This is a genomic window from Microbacterium sp. Leaf179 (assembly GCF_001423785.1).
Classification (GTDB): Bacteria; Actinomycetota; Actinomycetes; order Actinomycetales; family Microbacteriaceae; genus Microbacterium.
Genome location: NZ_LMPH01000001.1, coordinates 1,275,973 through 1,292,281, shown reverse-complemented (window position 1 = coordinate 1,292,281; position 16,309 = coordinate 1,275,973). Strand labels below are relative to the sequence as shown.

Genomic DNA, 16,309 nt, shown 5'->3' with positions numbered 1-16,309 from the left:
TGAACACAGTATCAAAGATCGGTGGATTTGCGGCATCCGAGTGTGGTCAGACCTCATTGGGATCGCTGTGCGTCGGCAGGACGGTCTCGGAGACCGCGGGAAGACGCATGCGCGAGATGACGACGAGGTCCACGACGAGCGAGCTGACGGCCGTGGCCAGCAGCGCGAAGAAGAACACCGGCGCCACCACCCACTCCAGGCGCAGCAGCACCAGGAAGGCCACGATGACGAGCACGAACTTCAGCAGCCACCCGCCCAGCACGACGCCGAAGAAGATCTGCAGCCACGACGGGTGGCCGTAGAAGCGGTTGGCGACGAGGATGCTCACGGCCGTCAGCGCCGGGAAGATGGCGCCCACCGCGGCTCCCACTCCCCCGCTGAGCGCTCCGTCACCCCCGGCGACGAGAGCGCCGACCCCGACGGCGACGACGAGCACGACCACCGCGACCACCGCCGACCAGATCAGGGCGGCGCGCAGAACGGGGGTGCTGGAGAGCGGGGCGGTCATGACGGTTCCTCACGGACGGGGCGACGCGCGAAGCGCCGGGACGGAAGCAGGGTGAGCACCACGCAGGCGGCGACGCCGACGATGCCGAAGACGATGCCGAAGGCGTAGTCGCCGGGCCAGCTCTGCTGGGTGCCGATGTACATGAGCAGGAACGCCAGGCTCACCACGGCGGTCCAGCTGTAGAAGATGAGCACGGCATCGCGATCGGTGTGACCCATGTCGAGCATGCGATGGTGCAGGTGTTTGCGGTCGGGCGAGAACGGCGAGCGTCCGGCCCACTGGCGCCGCGCGACGGCGAGCCCGAAGTCGAGCAGGGGAAGCAGCACGATCACGACCGGCAGCAGGATGGGGATGAACGCACCCAGCAGCTGCGATCGCCCGATCTTCTCGGGGTCGAGCACGGCGGGGTCGAGCTGCCCGGTGATCGCGATGGCCGAGCTCGCCATGAGCAGACCGAGCATGAGCGCCCCGGCGTCGCCCATGAAGAGCTTGGCGGGCGTCCAGTTCATCGGGAGGAACCCGAGACAGGCCCCCACCAGCACCGCCGCGATGAACGACGCCAGGTTGAAGTAGGTGCTGGCGCCGGTGTCGCGCACGAGCAGGTACGAGTACGCGAAGAAGACCCCGTTGGCGATGAGGCAGACCCCCGCGACCAGACCGTTGAGCCCGTCGATGAAGTTCACGGCGTTCATGACGACGACGAGGGCGAAGACGGTGAGCAGGAAACTCACCCAGCTCGACCCGACCGTGAGGGCGCCGATCGGCAGCGAGAGGATCTGCAACTGGCCGAACCAGGCGATGATCCCGGCGGCGATGAACTGCGCGCCGAGCTTGATCATCCAGTCCAGGTCCCACAGGTCGTCGGCGACACCGACGAGGACGATCAGCAGCACCGCGCCGAGCAGCGAGAGCACCGGAACCGGGTCGGTCCAGAAGATCGAGAAGTAGGGGTTGCGGCTCGACAGCGCGAAGGCGGCCACGACGCCGAGGAACATCGCGACCCCGCCCAGGCGCGGGGTCGGCGTCTTGTGCACGTCGCGATCGCGGATCCCGGGGTACAGCTTGAACCGCAGGGCGAGCTTCCACACCACCCACGACAGCGCCAGCGTCACCGCTGCCGTGAAGAGGATGGTGAGAAGGTACTGGGTCACGGACCCGGCGCCTCGGAATCCGGGGTCTCGTGAGCGTCGGCCCGCGGCGCGGGGTCGGACGACGAGGGGGTGTCGAGCGACACGGGAGCGGACGGGGTCACGTCGCGGTCGTCGACCGGGTCGGGCTCGAGCAGGTCGCCGAGCACCTCGCGCAGGCGCTCGCGCGAGATCGCCCCCTCGCGCAGCACGCGCACCCGGGGCTCCGCTCCCCCGACCAGGGTGGTCGCGTCGACGATGGTCGAGGCGATGCCGGTCTCGCTCACCCCGGCGTCGAGGTAGGCCGCGACACTGTCGCCGAGCATGTCGCGCGCGGAGTCGATGTTCACCGCGGCGGGCATGCCGGTGCGGTTGGCGCTCGAGACGGCGAGGGGACCGGTCTCCTCGAGCAGTTCGAGGGTGAGCTTGTGGGCCGGCATGCGCACGGCCACGGTGCCGTGGGTGTCGCCGAGATCCCACGACAGCGAGGGCTGCGCGGGCAGCACGATGGTCAGACCTCCCGGCCAGAACTCACGCACGAGGTCGTCGACCGCGGGCGGGATCTCGGCGACGAGGGCGCGGAGCGTCCCGACGCCGGCGACGAGCACGGGCGGCGGCTGCTGGCGGCCGCGGCCCTTCGCCTCGAGGAGTCCCGTGACGGCACGCGCATTGAACGCGTCGGCGGCGATTCCGTAGACGGTGTCGGTGGGGAGCACGACGAGTTCGCCTCGGCCGATCGCCTGACGCGCGTGGCGCATTCCGGGAAGCAGCTGCGACTCGTCACGGCAGTCGTAGACGGGTGACATAACGCGCGCCAGTCTAGTCGCGCGCGCGGCCGATCATGGTCAGGGGCGTACGGCCGTCGTCGCGCGGTCCCGGGCGGTGAGGTCGGGGTGCGTCGCCGCCGCGCGCCAGCCGTCGGCGGTGAGGATGTCGCGGATGGCCGCTCCCTGCCACTCGCCGTGCTCGATGACGATCGAGCCGCCGGGATGGGCGAGACGCAGACCCACGCGGCTCAGCTGCCGCACGGCATCCAATCCGTCGGGTCCGCCGTAGAGCGCTGCCGGCGGATCGAACAACCGCACCTCCGGGTCGCGGGGAATCGCGTCGTCGGGCACGTAGGGCGGGTTGGATGCCACGACCGACACCGTGCCGTCGAGCTCGGGGAACGCGTCGGCGAGGTCGATGAAGGCGAGCGTGACGTTGCGCGCGCCGATGCGGTCGGCGTTCTGCTTCGTCCAGATGTAGGCGTCGACCGAGTTCTCGGCCGCGAAGACCCGCGCGTGCGACACCTCGGTGGCCATCGCGAGCGCGATCGCGCCGCTGCCCGTGCCGAGGTCGACGGCGATCGGACTCTCGGATGCCACGGAGCGCAACGCATCGATCGCCAGTTGCGCCACCATCTCGGTCTCGGGTCGCGGCACGAAGACGCCCGGCCCGACCGCCAGTTCCAGGGAGCGGAAGGGCGCAAGACCCGTCAGGTGCTGCAGCGGTTCGCGCGCGCAGCGTCGGTCGACGAGCGGCGCCAGGGCCGCGACGGCGGGGGGCGGCATCCGATCGCCCCGGATGGCGGCGGCCTGCACTCCCCCGCGAGAGGAGTCGAGCACGTGCGCGACGAGCAGCTCGGCATCGACCTGCGGGTCGGGGACTCCGGCTGCGCTGAAGCGCCGGGCGGTGTCGCGGACGACGTCGGCGACCGACGGCGGGGCGGGGGCGAGGACGGTCTCTGGCATGACGGGAGCCCAGCCTAGTCGCGCGGCGTCATACGGCCGGAGACGTCGGTGGCCTCGCCTAAAATGAGGGGGTTCTGATCGACGGCGAAAGGCGAGCCATGCCCGGCATCCACTCCGACATCACCTCCGCGTTCGGCGACACGCCGCTCGTGCGACTGAACCGCGTGGCGGAGGGTACCGACGCGCAGATCCTCGCCAAGCTCGAGTTCTACAACCCGGCCTCCAGCGTGAAGGACCGACTGGGCATCGCCATCGTCGACGCGGCCGAAGCCTCGGGCGAGCTGAAGCCGGGCGGCACGATCGTCGAGTCCACCAGCGGCAACACCGGCATCGCCCTCGCGATGGTGGGCGCCGCCCGCGGCTACAAGGTCATCCTGACGATGCCGGCGTCGATGTCGAAAGAGCGTCGCATCCTGCTCAAGGCCTTCGGCGCCGACCTCGTGCTGACCGACCCCACCAAGGGCATGTCGCACGCCGTCGACGAGGCCAAGCGCATCGTGGCCGAGACCCCGGGAGCCGTCTGGGCCCGCCAGTTCGAGAACGAGGCGAACCCGGCGATCCACCGCAAGACGACGGCCGAAGAGATCCTGCGCGACACCGACGGCAAGGTCGACTACTTCGTGGCCGGCATCGGCACGGGCGGCACGATCACGGGCGTCGGCCAGGTGCTCAAAGAGCGCGTGCCCGGCGTGCAGATCGTCGCCGTCGAGCCGGCCGACTCCCCCGTCCTCACCAAGGGCCACCCCGGACCCCACAAGATCCAGGGCATCGGTCCCAACTTCGTGCCCGCGATCCTCGACCGCGACATCATCGACGAGGTCATCGACGTCGAGTTCGACGACGCGATCCGTCTGGCCCGCGAGACCGCGGCCAAAGACGGCATCCTGGTCGGCATGTCGTCGGGTGCCGCCATCTGGGCGGCTCTCGAGGTGGCCCGCCGCCCCGAAGCCGCCGGCAAGAACATCGTCGTGATCATCCCCTCGTACGGCGAGCGGTACCTCTCGACGGCCCTGTACGAGCACCTGCGCGAAGACTGACGTGGGGGCCATCTCCCGCATCCGCGAAGACGTCGCCGCCGCCAAACTCCGTGATCCGGCAGCCCGGAGCGGGCTCGAGATCGCCCTGCTGTACCCGGGCCTGCACGCGGTGTGGATGCACCGCGTCTCGCACCGCCTGTGGCGACAGGGTCTGCGCTTCCCGGCGCGGGCCCTGTCGCAGGTGACCCGGTGGCTCACCGGGATCGAGATCCATCCGGGCGCCACGATCGGCCGACGCTTCTTCATCGACCACGGCATGGGTGTCGTCATCGGCGAGACGGCCGAGGTCGGCGACGACGTCATGCTGTATCACGGGGTCACGCTCGGCGGTCGTCAGCGCGAGGGGGGCAAGCGGCATCCCACCCTGCACGACGGCGTCGCCGTCGGAGCCGGAGCGAAGGTGCTCGGCCCGATCACCCTGGGTGCGCACAGCGTCGTCGGGGCCAACGCCGTCGTGACGCGCGACGCCCCCGCCGACAGCGTTCTGGTCGGTGTTCCCGCCACGGCGCGCTCGCGACGGGGCGGCGAAGACACGCGCGCCCTGCTGACCGCGCCCGAGTACTCGATCTGACGCAGGCCCCACTCATGACGCGGCTGCACGATCTCTCCCTCGCCGCGCAGGTCGCAGCGCTGCGCGCGGGCGATCTCTCGCCCACCGACCTCGCTGCCCACTACCTCGCCCGCATCCGACGGTTCGCGGATCTGGGGGCGTTCGCCGAGGTGACCCCGGATGCCGCGATCCGCCGAGCCGGTGAGGTCGCCGCCTCCCCCACCCGGGGTCCGCTGTGGGGGATCCCCCTCGCCGACAAGGACCTCGTCGCCCGCGCCGGGGTGCCGACGCGGTACGGCTCGCGCTCCCGCACCCATCTCGTCCCCTCGACGTCCGATCCGCTGGCCGAGGCGCTCGACGCCGCGGGCGCGGTGAACCTCGGCAAGACGAGCACGTCCGAGTTCGGCCTCACCGGCTTCACCGAACCCCTCATCCACGCGCCGGCCCGCGATCCCTGGCGCCTCTCGGCGGGCGCGGGCGGTTCGAGCGGCGGCGCCGCCGTCGCGGTCGCCGCGGGGCTGCTGCCCGCCGCGGTGGGGTCCGACGGTGGCGGATCGATCCGTATCCCGTCGGCGACGACGGGCGTCGTCGGGCTCAAGCCCTCGCGCGGACGGCTGCCGATCGGCTCGGGCTTCGATTCCCCCGACGGGCTGTCGGTCACCGGCCCGATCGCGCGGAGCGTCGAAGATGCGGCACTGCTGCTGGACGCCCTGGTGGGACTTGGCCCGTTCACCTACGCCACGGCCGCCCCCGGCACCGGCCCGTTCGTCGACGCCGCACGGCGCGACCCGGGCCCGCTCCGCATCGGCGTCACCACGGTCTCGCCGTGGGACGACGACGAGAACATCACCCTCGATCCCGATGCGCGCTCGGCCTACGACACGGCCGCCGCCTGGCTCGCCGACGCCGGGCACGACGTCGAGGACGCCGACTGGCATCCGTTCGGCTACGCGTCGCTCTTCCACGTGCTGTGGCGCGCGAGCGCCGCGCGCATCCCCCTCAGCGACGACGACATGACACTGGTCGAGCCGCTGACGGCGTGGCTCGTGCGCGAGGGGCGCGGACTGTCGTCGCTCGACCTGCTGGGAGGTCTCGCCTCGGCGCGTGCTTTCGAACGGCGCACGATCGCCGGCTTCGCCGCGTTCGACGCGGTGCTCACCCCCGCGTTGGCGCAGGCTCCCCAGCCCGTGGGCTCCTACGCGGGGCACGATCCCGAACGCACTTTCGCGATGCAGGTCGAGTACGCGCCGTACTCGAGCTTCGTCAACGTCGCGGGGCTCCCGGCCCTGACGCTGCCGGTGACGACGGATGCCGCCGGGCACCCGGTCTCGGTGCAGCTCGTCGGTCGCCCCGGCGGCGAAGCCGTGCTGTTGTCGTTCGCCGCTCAGCTCGAGGGCCGTCGCGGAGCGCTCCCCCACCCGCCGGTGTGGGACGCCTGAGCATCTCGGGGCCGGCGGGCGAGCCGAACTCCTATGACTCTCGTGTCGCACCGGCGCCCGGCGCGAGCGGAGTCGCCAGATCGCCGATTCGTCAGGAGTTCGGGCCGCGACGCGGCGGCGTCACTCGCCGGCCAATGCCGTCAGACGCGCCTCTTCGTCGGCCGTGATGGCCGACTCGATGATCGGACCGAGGGCGCCGTCCATCACCTGGTCGAGGTTGTAGGCCTTGTACCCGGTGCGGTGGTCGGCGATGCGGTTCTCGGGGAAGTTGTAGGTGCGGATGCGCTCGGAGCGGTCCATGCCGCGGATCTGCGACTTGCGCGCGTCGGCGGCGACCGCGTCGCGCTCCTCCTGCTGCTTGGCGAGCAGGCGGGCGCGCAGGACGCGCATGCCGGCCTCGCGGTTCTGCAGCTGCGACTTCTCGTTCTGCATCGACACGACGATGCCGGTGGGCACGTGCGTGATGCGCACGGCCGAATCGGTCGTGTTGACCGACTGGCCGCCCGGTCCCGACGAGCGGAACACGTCGATCTTCAGGTCGTTGGGGTCGATCCCGACCTCTTCGGGCTCGTCGACCTCGGGGAACACCAGCACGCCGGTCGTCGAGGTGTGGATGCGCCCCTGCGACTCGGTCGCCGGCACCCGCTGCACGCGGTGCACGCCGCCCTCGTACTTCAGGTGCGCCCACACACCCTGCGCGGGATCACTCGACGACCCCTTGATCGCGACCTGCACGTCTTTGTAGCCGCCGAGGTCGGACTCGGTGCGTTCGAGCATCTCGGTCTTCCACCCCATCGATGCCGCGTACTGCAGGTACATGCGCAGCAGATCGGCGGCGAACAGGGCGCTCTCGGCCCCGCCCTCACCGCCCTTGATCTCCATGATCACGTCGCGGGCGTCGTCGGGGTCGCGCGGGATGAGAAGGCGCCGAAGACGCTCCTGCGTCTCGACGACGCGCTCCTCCAGTGCCGGCACCTCGTCGGCGAACGCCTGGTCCTCGCGGGCGAGTTCGCGGGCAGCGTCCAGATCATCGGATGCCGTGACCCAGGACTCGTACGCGTGCACGATGCGGCTGAGCTCGGCGTAGCGCCGGTTGACCCGCTTGGCGCGCACCGCATCGGCGTGCACCGCCGGGTCGGAGAGCTCCTCCTGAACGGCTTTGTGCTCGTCGAGCAGGCTGCGCACCGACTCGAACATCGCGGGTACCGACATCGCGACTCCCGGTCGGATCAGCGGATGCTGTTGTCGTCACCGCCGCGCGCGGGCGCGGGGATCGACTTCTGCATCTGCACGAGGAACTCGACGTTCGACTGGGTCTCTTTGAGCTTGCCGAGCACGACCTCGAGGGCCTGCTGGGGCTCGAGACCGGCCAGCGCGCGGCGGAGCTTCCAGGTGATCTTGACCTCGTCGTTCGACAGGAGCATCTCTTCGCGACGCGTGCTCGACGCGTTGACGTCGACCGCCGGGAAGATGCGCTTGTCGGCGAGCTGACGGTTCAGGCGCAGCTCGCTATTGCCGGTGCCCTTGAACTCCTCGAAGATCACGTCATCCATCTTGGAGCCGGTCTCCACCAGCGCGGTGGCGAGGATCGTGAGCGATCCGCCGTTCTCGATGTTGCGCGCGGCACCGAAGAAGCGCTTCGGCGGGTACAGCGCCGACGCGTCGACGCCACCCGAGAGCACGCGGCCCGAGGTGGGCGCGGCCAGGTTGTAGGCGCGGCCGAGACGGGTGATCGAGTCGAGCAGCACGACCACGTCGCGACCGAGCTCGACCAGACGCTTGGCGCGCTCGATGGCGAGCTCGGCGACCGTGGTGTGGTCTTCGGCCGGGCGGTCGAACGTCGAGGCGATGACCTCGCCGCGAACGGTCCGCTGCATGTCGGTGACCTCTTCGGGACGCTCGTCGACGAGCACGACCATGAGGTGGACCTCGGGGTTGTTCGTGGCGATCGCGTTGGCGATCTGCTGCAGAACGATCGTCTTGCCGGCCTTGGGCGGCGCCACGATGAGACCGCGCTGGCCCTTGCCGACCGGGGCGACCAGGTCGATGATGCGCTGGGTGAGCTTCTCGGGACCGGTCTCGAGGCGCAGGCGCTCCTGCGGGTAGAGCGGCGTGAGGTTGTTGAACTCGACGCGCGTCGCGGCATCTTCGACCGAGAGGCCGTTGATGGAGTCCACCTGCACGAGCGCGTTGTACTTCTGACGCCCCTGCTGCTCACCCTCGCGGGGCTGCTTGATCGCGCCGACGACGGCGTCGCCCTTGCGCAGGTTGTACTTCTTCACCTGACCGAGCGAGACGTAGACGTCGCTCGGGCCCGAGAGGTAGCCGGTCGTGCGCACGAAGGCGTAGTTGTCGAGCACGTCGAGCACACCGGCGATCGGAACGAGCACGTCGTCCTCGCCGATCTCGGTCTCGAACTCGTCGCCCGTGGTGTTCTGGCCGCGGCGCTTGTTGCGCTGACGGTTGCGGTTGCTCGTGCCGTCCTGCTGCTGCTGGGCCTGCTGGCCGTTCTGGCGGTTGCCGTCACGCTGGGCGGCGTCACGCTGGCTGCCGTCACGCTGGTTCGAGTCACGCTGGTTGTCGCGCTGCCCGGCCTCGCGCTGGTTGTCACGCTGGTTCGAGTCGCGCTGGTTGTCACGCTGACCACCGTCACGCTGGTTGTCGCGCTGGCCACCCTGCTGCGGGGCCTCGGCCTCGTCGGCGGGGGCGGCCGCGGCCTGCGCCTCGGGCTTGTCCGCGGCGTCGGGCTTGTTGCGGTTGCGGTTGCGCGACCGGCTGCGGCCACGGCCGCGGGCGGGGGTCTCGTCGGCCTGGTCTGCGCCGTCGGCGTCGGAGGTGGACGCGTCAGCGGCCTCGTCGGCGGCCGGGGCGTCGACGGCGGGTGCGTCGACGGCGGGTGCATCGGCGACGGGCGCGTCAGCGGTCGGGGCGTCGGCCTCGACGGTCGAGGTCGCCTCGGCGGCGGCCACCTCGTCGGCGACATCGGCCGCGGTGGTCACGGGAGTGGTCGCGGCGTCGTCCGAGGCGGACTCGGCGGCGGGCGCCTCGACGACCGCAGCGTCAGCTGCGGCCTCGTCGGCGGCTTCGACGGCGGCGGCGTCAGCCGCAGCCTTCTCTTCGGCCGCAGCGGCCTCGGCGGCGGCCTTCTCTTTGGCGGTGGCCGTCGTCGCGCGGCGAGGTGCGCGCTTGCGCGGTGCCCGGGCGGGCTTCTCGACCGGCGCGGGCTCTTCGGCCGGCGCTTCGGCGGCGGCGGGCTCCGCGACGTCGGACGCGGCCTCGGCGGCCGGTGCGTCCGAGGCGAGCGCCTCGTCGGTGAACAGTGCCTCGGGCTGCGCCGCGTCGGTCGCGGCGGCGGAGGCAGCGGCATCCGGAGCGTCGACGCCCTCGGCATCCGTCGTCTCGGCGACGGCCTCGGCCTGCGCGGTGTCGGTACCCGGCGTCGCAGCCGTGGGCTGCTCTTCGGCGGGGGTCTCGGCGCCCTCGGGCGCGTCGATGGGCTGGGTCTCGGAGATGGACTCCACGAGTGCTCCTCTGAAGTGCTACGTGATCAGATCGCGCTTCGCCGTGCAGAACGCAGACGAAGAGACACCAGCGGTTCGGGAGACTGCAGCCGATACCGGGTTCGCGATGTGTTGCGGATTTCGCAGGTGGTGCAGAGGCTCAGATTCGCGAAGTTACGCGGAACCCTCTGCGTTTTTCACTGTACCACCCTTGACGTCGACGGCGAGCATGAGCGCCTGCCACGGGGTGTCGACCACGGATGCCATAAGATCCGCCGCGGCGAGTCGCTGTCCGGGACCGTCGGCGAGCACGAGCACGCTGGGCCCCGCACCCGACACGACCGCGGCGTAGCCCTCTGACCGCAACGCCCGCACGAGGCGGTCGGTTTCGGGCATGGCCTGCGCGCGGTAGTTCTGGTGCAGCTTGTCTTCGGTGGCGGCCATGAGCAGCTCGGGGCTCTGCGTCATCGCGGCGATGAGCAGCGCCGAGCGAGAGACGTTGAACACGGCGTCCTCGCGGGGCACCTGCAGCGGCTGCAGACTGCGGGCGACCGCGGTCGACATGGTGAAGCTCGGCACGAACACGAGGGGCGACACTCCGCGGTGCACGATGAGCTGCTTGTGCTGCGGTCCCGCGGCATCCATCCACGCGATGGTGAGCCCGCCGAAGAGGCCCGGCGCGACGTTGTCGGGGTGCCCCTCGAGCTCGGTGGCCAGGCGCAGCAGGTCGACGTCGCTGAAGTCGGCGTCGCCCTCGAGCAGCCCCTTCGCGGCGAGGATGCCGGCGACCACGGCGGCCCCCGACGATCCCATGCCGCGCCCGTGCGGGATCACGTTGCGCGCCGTCAATCGCAGCCCCGGGAGGGAGCGGCCGACGGAGGCGTAGGTGTGGGCCATGGCCCGCACGACGAGGTGCGAGGCGTCGCGCGGGACGTCGGCGACGCCCTCGCCCTCGACCTCGATCTCGAGGCGGTCGCCGTCGAGCTGCTCGACGACGAGCTCGTCGTACACGCTGAGCGCGAGGCCGAGCGTGTCGAAGCCGGGTCCGAGGTTCGCGCTGGTGGCGGGAACGCGGACCGCGACCCGACGGCCGGGGCCTGCGGTCACGCGCTCACCGGCCGCAGGTCCAGGACGGATGCCACCTCCGAGGTGGTGGCGTCGACGACGGTGGGCTGCACGTCGGTGCCGTCGGGCTGACGGAGGGCCCACTGCGGGTCCTTGAGTCCGTGCCCGGTGACCGTGAGGACGACCTTGGCGCCGGCGGAGATGACCCCGGCCTCGGCCCGGTCGAGCAGTCCGGCGACGCTGATCGCCGAGGCGGGCTCGACGAAGATGCCGACCTCGCCGGCCAGGATCTTCTGCGCTTCGAGGATGCGGGCATCGTCGATCGCGCCGAACCAGCCGTCGGTGGCGTCGCGCGCTTCGAGGGCGAGATCCCACGAGGCGGGGTTGCCGATGCGGATGGCGCTGGCGATCGTCTCGGGGTTCTTCACGACCTCGCCGCGCACGAGCGGGGCGGAGCCGGCGGCCTGGAAGCCGAACATGCGGGGCACGGTCGTGGCGGCGCCGCGGGCGGCCTCTTCGCGGTAGCCGCGCGAGTAGGCGGTGTAGTTGCCCGCGTTGCCGACGGGGATGAAGTGGAAGTCGGGGGCGTCGCCAAGAACCTCGACGACCTCGTAGGCGGCGGTCTTCTGCCCCTCGATGCGGTCGGGGTTGACCGAGTTCACGAGGTGCACCGGGTAGTGGTCGGCCAGCTCGCGGGCGATCTCGAGGCAGTCGTCGAAGTTGCCGCGGATCTGGATGAGGCGGCCGTTGTGCGCGACGGCCTGGCTCAGCTTGCCCATGGCGATCTTGCCCTCGGGCACGAGCACCGCGGCGGTGATGCCGGCGTGCGCGGCGTAGGCGGCCGCCGACGCCGAGGTGTTGCCGGTCGAGGCGCAGATGACGGCCTTGGCGCCGTGCTCGACGGCGCGCGAGAGGGCGACCGTCATGCCGCGGTCCTTGAAGGAGCCGGTGGGGTTCATCCCCTCGAACTTCACCCAGACGTCGGCGCCCGTGCGGCGCGACAGCGACGGGGCGGGCAGGAGCGGCGTGCCGCCCTCGCCGAGGGTGACGACGGTGGAGGCGTCGGTGACGCCCAGACGGTCGGCGTATTCGCGGAGGACTCCGCGCCAGAGGTGTGCCATGTTCAGTTCCCTTCCACGCGCAGCACGGAGACCACGCGCTCGACGACGCCGCTCGCGGCGAGACGCTCGACGGTCTCGCTCAGGTCCTGCTCGCGGGCCTTGTGTGTTCCGATGACCAGACGGGCGGAGCCGCCGGTCTGAGTGTTCTCGTCGGCCTCGATGACGGTCTGCTCGACCGTGGCGATCGACACGCGACCCTCGCTCAGGATGCCGGCGACGGTGGCGAGCACGCCCGGCTTGTCATCGACTTCGAGCGTGATCTGGTACCGCGTGATGACGTGACCGATCGGCACGGCGGGGAGATTCGCACGGGTCGATTCGCCCACGCCCACTCCCCCGGCGATGTGGCGGCGCGCGGCCGACACGACGTCACCGAGCACGGCCGACGCGGTCTGCACGCCACCGGCGCCCGCGCCGTAGAACATGAGGTCGCCGGCGGCTTCGGCCTGCACGAAGACGGCGTTGTTCGCTCCGTGCACGCTCGCGAGGGGGTGACTGCGGTCGACCAGAGCCGGGTACACGCGCACCGAGATCGACTCGGTGCCGCCCTCTTCGGCGGCGAGACGCTCGCACACGGCGAGCAGCTTGATGACGTAGCCGGCGTGACGCGCCGATTCGATCATCGCGGCGTCGACCGAGGTGATGCCTTCGCGGTACACGGCATCCAGCGGCACGGTGGTGTGGAAGGCGAGACTCGCGAGGATCGCGGCCTTCTGGGCTGCGTCGTAGCCCTCGACATCGGCGGTGGGGTCGGCTTCGGCGTAGCCGAGGGCCTGCGCCTGGGCGAGCACGTCGGCGAAGTCGGCGCCCTCGGTGTCCATGCGGTCGAGGATGTAGTTCGTCGTTCCGTTGACGATGCCCATGATGCGCACGACGCGGTCGCCGGCGAGCGAGTCGCGCAGCGGTCGGATGATCGGGATCGCGCCGGCGGCGGCGGCTTCGTAGTACACCTCGGCGCCGACCTGATCGGCGGCCTCGAACACCTCGGAGCCGTGGGTCGCGAGCAGCGCCTTGTTGGCGGTGACCACGTCGGCTCCCGAGGCGATCGCGTGCAGCACCTGGGTACGGGCCGGCTCGATGCCGCCCATCAGCTCGATGACGATGTCGGAGCCGACGATGAGCGTCTCGGCATCGGTGGTGAAGAGCTCGCGGGGCAGGTCGGCCTCGCGCTTGGCGTCGAGGTTGCGCACGGCGATGCCGGCGAGTTCGAGCTTGGCGCCCGCGCGGTCGGCGAGCTCGTCGCCGTGCTTGAGCAGCAGGTCGGCGACCTGCGAGCCGACGGCGCCGGCGCCGAGGAGCGCCACGCGGAGCGTGCGGTAGTCGGTCATTCGGTGTCTCCGTGGGGTGTGTCGATCAGGGTGGATGCCGGAACGCCGACGTCGCGAGAGAGGAGGTCGTCGATGCTCTCGCCGCGCACGATCACGCGGGCGGCTCCGTCGCGCACGGCGACGACGGGCGGACGCGGCGTGTAGTTGTAGTTGCTCGCGAGCGAGAAGCAGTAGGCGCCGGTCGCGGGCACGGCGAGCAGATCGCCCGGGGTGACGTCGCCCGGGAGGTATTCGGCATCCACGACGATGTCGCCCGATTCGCAGTGCCGCCCGACGACGCGCGACAGCACCGGGGTCTCGGGGCTGCTGCGCGAGACGATGCGGGCAGAGAAATCGGCGCCGTAGAGCGCCGGGCGGGCGTTGTCGCTCATGCCGCCGTCGACGCTGACGTAGGTGCGGTCGAGGTTCTCGCCCGCGGTGACGGTCTTCACGGTGCCGACCTCGTACAGGGTGACGCCGGCCTGACCGACGATGATGCGTCCGGGTTCGCATGCGACGTCGGGCATGGGGATGCCGCGCACCGCGCACTCGTCGGCGATGGCGTCGAGGATGCCGTCGGCGATCGCTTCGAGGGGTTTCGGGTCGTCGACCGAGGTGTACGAGATGCCGAAGCCGCCGCCGACGTTCAGCAGGGGGATCTCTCCCCCGGCGAGCAGGTCGGCGTGCAGGTCGACCAGGCGGGCGGCGGATTCGCGGAAGCCGGAGGAATCGAAGATCTGCGAGCCGATGTGCGCGTGCAGGCCCACGAAGCGCAGGCTGGGAAGCTCGCGGATGCGGGCGACCGCGTCGGCCGCGCCCTCGAGCGAGAAGCCGAACTTCTGGTCTTCGTGCGCGGTGGCGAGGAAGGCATGGGTCTCGGCGTGCACGCCGGTGCGCACGCGCACGAGCACCGACTGCACCGCACCGCGACGGTCGGCGAGGGCAGCGAGACGCTCGATCTCGATGGGGCTGTCGACGACGACCGAGCCGACACCGACCTCGACCGCGCGCTCGAGTTCACCCACGCTTTTGTTGTTGCCGTGGAATCCCAGTCGCGCGGGGTCCGCGCCCCCGGCGAGGGCGACCTCGAGCTCGCCGCGCGTGCAGACGTCGACGGCGAGTCCCTCGTCGACCACCCAGCGCACGACCTCGGTCGACAGGAACGCCTTGCCCGCGTAGTACACGCGAGCCCGGATGCCATGACGAGCCGCCGCGGCCTCGAACGCCTCGCGCGCGCGCCGCGCGTGGGCACGCACCTCGTTCTCGTCGAGGACGTAGAGCGGGGTGCCGAAGCGGTCACGGAGGTCGAAGACCGAGACGCCGCCGATCTCGACGGAACCGTCGTCGACGCGGTGAGCGGACGACGGCCAGACGGGGGCAACGAGTTCATTCGCTTCGGCCGGGGCGGTGAGCCACTCGGGCACGAGCGCGGAGTGCGAGGCGGACACAGGAGAACCAATCGGGTTTTGCGGCGACGCGACGGCCGCGGATCACGGCGCCCACCCGCGCGGAGAGTCACGCGGCGGGTAGTCCCTGCAGTCTAGGGCACACGCGGATGCCGCCCGACTCAGGAGCGCGCGGCTCCGGCGGTGCGGGTGAAGCGGAAGGTGAACATTCCCCGGCCGGCATCCCGCCCCGCACGGAACGCAGTTCCGGGACGCCGAACGCGTCGGCATCCGTCGCCTACCGTGAGGCGGTGTCGAGCCGTGCATCCTCCCCCGCAGCGAACGTGATGACCGTGGATGCCGTCGGCGTCCGCATCGGCATCGATCTCACCGCCCTCGATCCACCGGAGCGCCTGGCCGTGCGCTCGGCATGGCGGAGCGCCGTCTCGGCCTCGTCGGCGCAGCCGGATCGCACCCTCTCGCCGCAGCGGTTCGCCGAGACCGGCGAGATGCTCGCGCACCTTTCCGGTGCGGTGACCCACGCCGCCGTCACGGCACCGCGCCACGACCGGTGGATGCTGCACGCCGCCGGGCTGGCGCGCCCCGACGGCGGCGTCGTGGTGCTGATCGGCCGATCGGGCGCCGGCAAGACCACCGCCTCGAGATTCCTCGCCCGACAGTGGGGCTACGTCTCGGACGAGACGATCGGCATCGACGCCGACGGCACCGTCCACGCGTACCGCAAGCCGCTCTCGGTCATCACCGACGGCGTCGGGTTCAAAGTGCAGCGCGCCCCGGAGGACCTCGGCCTGCAGCCCCTGCCCGGCGCATCCCTGCACCTGTCGCGCCTCGTGCTGCTCGACCGGCAGCCGGGGCCCTCCGCCGCCGCGCTGGTCTCCGTGCCCGACGTCGAGGCGCTGGCCGAGCTCACCCGCCATTCGAGCGCCCTCACCACCACGGTCCGCCCTGTGCAGACCATCGTGCAGCTCCTCGCGAAGACGGGAGGGGCGGTCCGGGCGCAGTACTCCGAGGCACGTGACCTGGTGCCGCTCCTCGACGACCTCACCGCCGCCCACGCGGCGGTCGGGGGCACGGCGCGGCCCGAACCCGGATGGTCCGGCAACGCTCCACCACTCGATGACGGCGACGTCACTCCCGCGTCGGGCACGCGCTTCCGACGGGTTCCGGTCGTCGACTGGTGCCGCCTCGACGACGGGCTCCTGGCCGTGCTCACCGCCGAGACGAGCGGCGAGGGCACCGTGCGGGTGCTGGCGGGCGTCGCCCCGGAGATCTGGTTGGCCGCCGAGTACACCCTCTTCGAGGATCTGGTGGATGCCGTGACCCGGCGCCACCGCGCCCCTGACGCGACCGCGGCCACACGGGCTGCGCTCGACGCGCTCGTGGCGGCAGGTCTGGTGACGGGCACCGCCTGACACGCGAGAGCCCCGCGACCCGGCGTGAGCGCGGGTCGCGGGGCTTCTGCGTTCTGTCGTCCGACTACGCGGCGACGACGTCGCATCGCGTCGCCGACCTGCGA

14 protein-coding genes are annotated in these 16,309 nt (G+C 71.3%); 4 read left to right on the top strand and 10 right to left on the bottom strand.

What is annotated here, in order from left to right; all coding sequences use genetic code 11:
- Positions 1–46: 46 nt before the first annotated feature.
- From ASF96_RS05915 to prmC, 4 genes are read right to left on the bottom strand one after another with little or no spacing between them, the layout of a single operon-like run.
- Positions 47–508 carry a hypothetical protein gene (locus ASF96_RS05915; protein WP_055834849.1) on the bottom strand — a complete coding sequence of 154 codons (462 nt, stop codon included), beginning with the start codon at positions 506–508 and terminating at the stop codon, positions 47–49.
- Positions 505–1,659, bottom strand: coding sequence for an MraY family glycosyltransferase (locus tag ASF96_RS05910; protein ID WP_055834846.1), 1,155 nt, complete (start codon positions 1,657–1,659; stop codon positions 505–507). Before ASF96_RS05910 ends, ASF96_RS05915 begins: the two co-directional genes overlap by 4 nt.
- Positions 1,656–2,441, bottom strand: a complete 786-nt coding sequence (locus ASF96_RS05905; RefSeq protein WP_055936896.1) for an L-threonylcarbamoyladenylate synthase — start codon at positions 2,439–2,441, stop codon at positions 1,656–1,658. Before ASF96_RS05905 ends, ASF96_RS05910 begins: the two co-directional genes overlap by 4 nt.
- Positions 2,442–2,480: 39 nt before the next feature.
- Positions 2,481–3,368 (bottom strand): peptide chain release factor N(5)-glutamine methyltransferase, encoded by an 888-nt coding sequence (gene prmC / locus ASF96_RS05900; RefSeq protein ID WP_055936893.1) that lies wholly within the window; start codon positions 3,366–3,368, stop codon positions 2,481–2,483.
- Positions 3,369–3,466: 98 nt separating this feature from the next.
- On the opposite strand from prmC, the gene cysK reads away from it, so the two are divergent.
- From cysK to ASF96_RS05885, 3 genes are read left to right on the top strand one after another with little or no spacing between them, the layout of a single operon-like run.
- Positions 3,467–4,405 (top strand): cysteine synthase A, encoded by a 939-nt coding sequence (gene cysK, locus ASF96_RS05895; protein WP_055834839.1) that lies wholly within the window; start codon positions 3,467–3,469, stop codon positions 4,403–4,405.
- A 1-nt stretch (position 4,406) separates the two neighbouring features.
- Entirely contained in the window at positions 4,407–4,976 is a 570-nt protein-coding gene (gene epsC / locus ASF96_RS05890; protein WP_055936890.1) for a serine O-acetyltransferase EpsC, read from the top strand.
- Positions 4,977–4,990: 14 nt separating this feature from the next.
- Positions 4,991–6,394: an amidase gene (locus ASF96_RS05885; protein WP_055936887.1), complete on the top strand. Its 1,404-nt coding sequence runs from the start codon at positions 4,991–4,993 to the stop codon at positions 6,392–6,394.
- A gap of 120 nt (positions 6,395–6,514) precedes the next feature.
- On the opposite strand, the gene prfA is transcribed toward ASF96_RS05885, so the two are convergent.
- The 6 genes from prfA to lysA all read right to left on the bottom strand — a co-directional run bounded on the left by prfA (position 6,515) and on the right by lysA (position 14,835).
- On the bottom strand, positions 6,515–7,591 hold the full coding sequence (prfA, locus tag ASF96_RS05880; RefSeq protein WP_055835947.1) for a peptide chain release factor 1: 1,077 nt from the start codon (positions 7,589–7,591) through the stop codon (positions 6,515–6,517).
- 32 nt (positions 7,592–7,623) lie between these two features.
- Positions 7,624–9,915: a transcription termination factor Rho gene (gene rho / locus ASF96_RS05875; RefSeq protein ID WP_055936884.1), complete on the bottom strand. Its 2,292-nt coding sequence runs from the start codon at positions 9,913–9,915 to the stop codon at positions 7,624–7,626.
- A 153-nt stretch (positions 9,916–10,068) separates the two neighbouring features.
- Positions 10,069–11,001, bottom strand: a complete 933-nt coding sequence (gene thrB, locus ASF96_RS05870) for a homoserine kinase (RefSeq protein WP_055936881.1) — start codon at positions 10,999–11,001, stop codon at positions 10,069–10,071.
- The gene (thrC, locus tag ASF96_RS05865; RefSeq protein ID WP_055834824.1) at positions 10,998–12,080 is read right to left on the bottom strand and encodes a threonine synthase; all 1,083 of its coding nucleotides are present in this window, start codon (positions 12,078–12,080) and stop codon (positions 10,998–11,000) included. Before thrC ends, thrB begins: the two co-directional genes overlap by 4 nt.
- A 2-nt stretch (positions 12,081–12,082) precedes the next feature.
- A complete protein-coding gene (locus ASF96_RS05860) occupies positions 12,083–13,408 on the bottom strand; it encodes a homoserine dehydrogenase (protein WP_055834822.1) in 1,326 nt (441 codons plus the stop codon).
- Positions 13,405–14,835 carry a diaminopimelate decarboxylase gene (gene lysA, locus ASF96_RS05855; protein WP_082509305.1) on the bottom strand — a complete coding sequence of 477 codons (1,431 nt, stop codon included), beginning with the start codon at positions 14,833–14,835 and terminating at the stop codon, positions 13,405–13,407. Before lysA ends, ASF96_RS05860 begins: the two co-directional genes overlap by 4 nt.
- 248 nt (positions 14,836–15,083) lie before the next feature.
- On the opposite strand from lysA, the gene ASF96_RS05850 reads away from it, so the two are divergent.
- A complete protein-coding gene (locus tag ASF96_RS05850) occupies positions 15,084–16,205 on the top strand; it encodes a hypothetical protein (protein WP_156458744.1) in 1,122 nt (373 codons plus the stop codon).
- Positions 16,206–16,309: the final 104 nt, after the last annotated feature.

Coding starts and splice junctions, on each gene's coding strand:
- thrC (WP_055834824.1), bottom strand. CDS start 12,080: ATGGCACACCTCTGGCGCGGAGTCCTCCGCGAATACGCCGACCGTCTG.
- ASF96_RS05860 (WP_055834822.1), bottom strand. CDS start 13,408: ATGACCGACTACCGCACGCTCCGCGTGGCGCTCCTCGGCGCCGGCGCC.
- ASF96_RS05905 (WP_055936896.1), bottom strand. CDS start 2,441: ATGTCACCCGTCTACGACTGCCGTGACGAGTCGCAGCTGCTTCCCGGA.
- prfA (WP_055835947.1), bottom strand. CDS start 7,591: ATGTTCGAGTCGGTGCGCAGCCTGCTCGACGAGCACAAAGCCGTTCAG.
- ASF96_RS05915 (WP_055834849.1), bottom strand. CDS start 508: ATGACCGCCCCGCTCTCCAGCACCCCCGTTCTGCGCGCCGCCCTGATC.
- prmC (WP_055936893.1), bottom strand. CDS start 3,368: ATGCCAGAGACCGTCCTCGCCCCCGCCCCGCCGTCGGTCGCCGACGTC.
- cysK (WP_055834839.1), top strand. CDS start 3,467: ATGCCCGGCATCCACTCCGACATCACCTCCGCGTTCGGCGACACGCCG.
- ASF96_RS05885 (WP_055936887.1), top strand. CDS start 4,991: ATGACGCGGCTGCACGATCTCTCCCTCGCCGCGCAGGTCGCAGCGCTG.